Here is a 3929-nt window from a genome sequence, read left to right as displayed (position 1 = left end):
GGGCCGCCGGCCCGGGGGGCCCGGACCGGCTCGACCGGACGACCTCCGGGGCGACGTCGGCGCAGCCGAGGGCGGCCGGCCCGGCCACGACGGCGACCACCGGCCCGATCGCGGCGGGTCCCAGCAACGGGCGGCCGCGGGTGTCCAACCAGATCGACTCCGGACACACCCAGCCGTGCCGCAGACCCTGGGCGTGCACGGCGGCCAGCGCGGCGGCGACCGGCAGCAGCACCGTGACCGTCTCACCCGCCGTGAGCACCCCGCGGCGGCGCACCAGCTCGGCCAGGCGGCCACCCCGCGGCCACGGCGCGACCAGGGCCAGCCGGGTGCCGTCCTCGACGACGTCGGCGACCGGCAGCAGGTGCGGGTGCCGGGCGGCCCCCGCCGCTCCGACCGCCTCCCGCACGATGTCGACCGCCTCGACCGGCAGGACGGTGAGCGCGACGTCCTCGAGCGTGCGGGCGTCCTCGGCCCGCCAGAAGGGCGAGGCCCGGAGTCCGGACGGCCCGGGACGACCGCCGCCGACGTGGTCGACCGCCCGGTACCCGGCCATCGCGAATCCCATGCGGTCACGCTAGGCGCCGCACCCCCCTCCCCTCCGAGTTGTCCACAATGTGCAGGTCAGAGCGGCGCGATGCGGCCGCAACCCGCTGCGGCGTACCGTCACCTCATGCGTGAGGACACGGACCCGGTCCGCATCGAGCGGTGCGGCACGGTCGACTACGAGCAGGCGTGGCAGCGGCAGCGGGACCTGGCCGCCGATCGGGTGGCCGGCACCGGCGGCGACACGATCCTGCTGCTCGAGCACCCTCCCGTCTATACGGCCGGCAAGCGCACCCGGCCCGCCGACCGCCCCGACGACGGCACCCCGGTGGTCGACGTCGACCGGGGCGGCCGGATCACCTGGCACGGGCCCGGACAGCTGGTCGGCTACCCGATCGTCAAGCTCGCCACCCCGGTCGATCTGGTCGCCTACATCCGGCTGCTGGAGCACATCCTGGTCAGCGCCTGCACGGACCTCGGCCTGGAGACGATCCGGGTGGCCGGGCGCAGCGGCGTCTGGCTGCCGGCCGACGGTGCCCGCCCGGACCGCAAGGTGGCCGCGATCGGGGTCCGGGTCGCCCGGAACGTGACGGTGCACGGCTTCGCCCTGAACTGCGATCCCGACCTGACCTGGTTCGACCGGATCGTCCCCTGCGGCATCACCGATGCCGGGGTCACCTCGCTCAGCGTCGAGCTGGGGCGGCCGGTCACCGTGGACGACGTCGTCGACGTGGTCGAGCGCCGGCTGCGTCAGGGCTTCGACGGCGCCCTCGACACCCCGGTGCCCGAGGAACGCGAGCCGGCGCCGCCGCCGGCGGCCGGGGTGAACTGGCGGCTGGATCCCCTGCTGACCGGTTCGGTCGGTTCCTGATCGCCGGCCGGCCGGGCCCGGAGCGCCCCGATCCGCAAGATGGAACAATGATCAGCGCGAGCTGACGACGCCGGTGGCCTGCCTCCCGCGCCGTCGGGCCGTGTGGGGACAGCGAGGGCGGGGAACCCGGACGGAGGGCTCGCCGCCTCGGCGACCTGCCCGGTTCAGTCGGGTGGCGCCGATCAACGATGAGGAGTTTTTGATGAGCAGGAGCAGCCGACGGTCTGCCGCGCACGACCTGGCCAACAAGGCCGGGGAGATCGCGGAATTGGTCGCCGACAAGGTGGCCGACGTGACCCACGACGCGGCGAGCAAGGCCGCGTCGCTCGCCGGTGAGGCCGCGCACGCCGCGACGCCCTACGTCGAGAAGGCCGGCGAGCAGCTCGAGCAGACCGCCGCCAAGCTGGGCCGCCGCGCCCGGCGAACGGCCCGCAAGACGTCGAAGAAGGCCGCGGCGGTCGCCTCCAAGCAGGCCAAGATCGCGCAGGCCAAGGCGGTCCAGCAGGCCAAGGTCGTGCAGGCCCAGGCGACGAAGCAGGCCAAGAAGCAGGCCAAAAAGGGCCAGTCGCAGGTGGCCGACGTCGCCCAGGTCGTCCAGGAGAAGGGCCAGGCGACCCTGGCCCAGGCGCTGACCGCGGCCGGCGCGCAGGCGGCCAAGGCCAGCAAGGCGGCCAACAAGGCCGCGGCGAAGGCCGAGGCCAAGTCGGGCCGCAAGTCGCACCGGGTGCGCAACCTGCTGATCATCGGCGTGGTCGCCGGCGGCGGTGCGTACGCCTTCAAGAAGCTGCGCGCGGGCGGGACGCCGCCGCCGGACAACGCACCGGCGCCGACGTACACGCCGCCGAGCAAGCCGGCCGCGAGCCCGCTGGACAAGGCCGCGGACAAGGTCTCCGACGCCGTGGCGACCGCCAAGGACAAGGCCGCCGACGCCCTGGACACCGCCAAGGACAAGGCCGCCGACGCGGTCGACGCCGTGAAGGACAAGGCCGCCGACCTCGCCGACACGGCCAAGGACAAGGCCGCCGATCTGGCCGACACGGCCAAGGACAAGGCCGCGGACGCGGCGGACGCGGCCAAGGAGGCGACCGACAAGGCCGCCGACACCGCCGCCGACAAGGCGCAGGACGCCGCCGATTCCGTCTCCGACGCGGCGGGCAAGGCGGCCGATGCGGCCGGTTCCGCCGCCGACGCGGCCGCGGACAAGGTCAACGCGACGGCCGACAAGGCCGCGACGAAGACCTCCGGCACCGCGCAGAATCTGGCGGATCAGGCGGACAAGGCCCGTGAGGCCGTGAAGAAGGCAGCCGCCGAGCAGGCCGAGGCGGCCAAGGAAGCGGCTCGGAAGAAGGCGGGAGACACACCGTGACACTTGCCCCCGAGGGGCGGAAGATGCTGCGCCTGGAGGTCCGGAACGCGGCGACGCCGATCGAGAAGAAGCCCGAGTGGATCAAGACCCGGATGCGCACGGGTCCTGAGTTCGAGCAGCTGCAGAGCCTGGTCAAGCGCGAGGGTCTGCACACCGTCTGCCAGGAGGCCGGCTGCCCGAACATCTACGAGTGCTGGGAGGACCGCGAGGCGACCTTCCTCATCGGGGGCGACCAGTGCACCCGGCGGTGCGACTTCTGCCTGATCGACACCGGCAAGCCCGGTGAGCTCGACCGGGACGAGCCCCGCCGGGTCGCCGAGTCCATCGCCAGCATGGACCTGCGGTACGCGACGATCACCGGCGTCACCCGGGACGACCTGCCGGACGAGGGGGCCTGGCTGTACGCCGAGACGATCCGTCAGGTGCACGCCCAGGCCCCGCAGACCGGGGTGGAGATTCTCACCCCGGACTTCTCCGGCCACCCCGAGCTGCTGAACCAGGTGTTCGAGGCCAAGCCGGAGGTGTTCGCGCACAACCTGGAGACGGTCCCGCGGATCTTCAAGCGGATCCGCCCCGCCTTCCGGTACGAGCGGTCGCTGGACGTGATCAGCCAGGGACGCGCGGCCGGCATGGTGACCAAGTCGAACCTGATCCTGGGCATGGGCGAGACCCGCGAGGAGATCTCCCAGGCGCTGCAGGACATGCACGACGCCGGGTGCGACCTGGTCACCATCACGCAGTACCTGCGCCCGACTCCCCGGCACCATCCGGTGGAGCGCTGGGTCAAGCCGCAGGAGTTCGTCGAGCTCGCCGAGGAGGCCAAGACCATCGGCTTCGCCGGCGTGATGTCCGGCCCGCTGGTCCGGTCGTCCTACCGGGCCGGCACCCTCTACCGGCAGGGTGCGGAAGCCCGCACCGCGCGCGAGCAGGCGCAGCAGCCGTCGGTGAGCTGACCGCAGTCGCGTCCGTCGGCGTCGCAGCCGAGCCGGACCCGGGGCACTAAGCTGGTGCCCATGGCCAAGAACGCCGCCGGGTCCGGCTCCTCCGCGAAACCATCGAAGGAAGCGAAGAAGGCGGCCAAGGCCGAGAAGCGCGCCGCCGCCAAGGAGCGCCGCAGCCAGCTCTGGCAGGCGTTCCAGATGCAGCGCA

3 protein-coding genes and 1 pseudogene are annotated in these 3929 nt (G+C 73.3%); 3 read left to right on the top strand and 1 reads right to left on the bottom strand.

The genetic code is table 11. From position 1 onward, the window contains the following. A pseudogene (locus ACOJUF_RS19680) lies at positions 1-565 on the bottom strand (hypothetical protein); the annotation flags it as partial. A gap of 105 nt (positions 566-670) precedes the next feature. On the opposite strand from ACOJUF_RS19680, the gene lipB reads away from it, so the two are divergent. From lipB to lipA, 3 genes are all read left to right on the top strand, one after another. Then, positions 671-1414 carry a lipoyl(octanoyl) transferase LipB gene (gene lipB, locus ACOJUF_RS19675; protein ID WP_420123514.1) on the top strand — a complete coding sequence of 248 codons (744 nt, stop codon included), beginning with the start codon at positions 671-673 and terminating at the stop codon, positions 1412-1414. A gap of 202 nt (positions 1415-1616) precedes the next feature. Next, a complete protein-coding gene (locus ACOJUF_RS19670) occupies positions 1617-2780 on the top strand; it encodes a hypothetical protein (RefSeq protein WP_420123513.1) in 1164 nt (387 codons plus the stop codon). Between the two features lie 23 nt (positions 2781-2803). After that, positions 2804-3733 (top strand): lipoyl synthase, encoded by a 930-nt coding sequence (gene lipA, locus ACOJUF_RS19665; RefSeq protein WP_420123512.1) that lies wholly within the window; start codon positions 2804-2806, stop codon positions 3731-3733. Positions 3734-3929: the final 196 nt, after the last annotated feature.

This window comes from Nakamurella sp., from assembly GCF_048594475.1.
Lineage (GTDB): Bacteria > Actinomycetota > Actinomycetes > Mycobacteriales > Nakamurellaceae > Nakamurella.
Note: the sequence above shows the minus strand (reverse complement) of the source record. Positions and strands in the feature narration are given on the sequence as shown.

Bases quoted from the DNA above. Each gene is read 5' to 3' on its own strand.
- lipB (WP_420123514.1), top strand. From the start codon at position 671: ATGCGTGAGGACACGGACCCGGTCCGCATCGAGCGGTGCGGCACGGTC.
- ACOJUF_RS19670 (WP_420123513.1), top strand. From the start codon at position 1,617: ATGAGCAGGAGCAGCCGACGGTCTGCCGCGCACGACCTGGCCAACAAG.
- lipA (WP_420123512.1), top strand. From the start codon at position 2,804: ATGCTGCGCCTGGAGGTCCGGAACGCGGCGACGCCGATCGAGAAGAAG.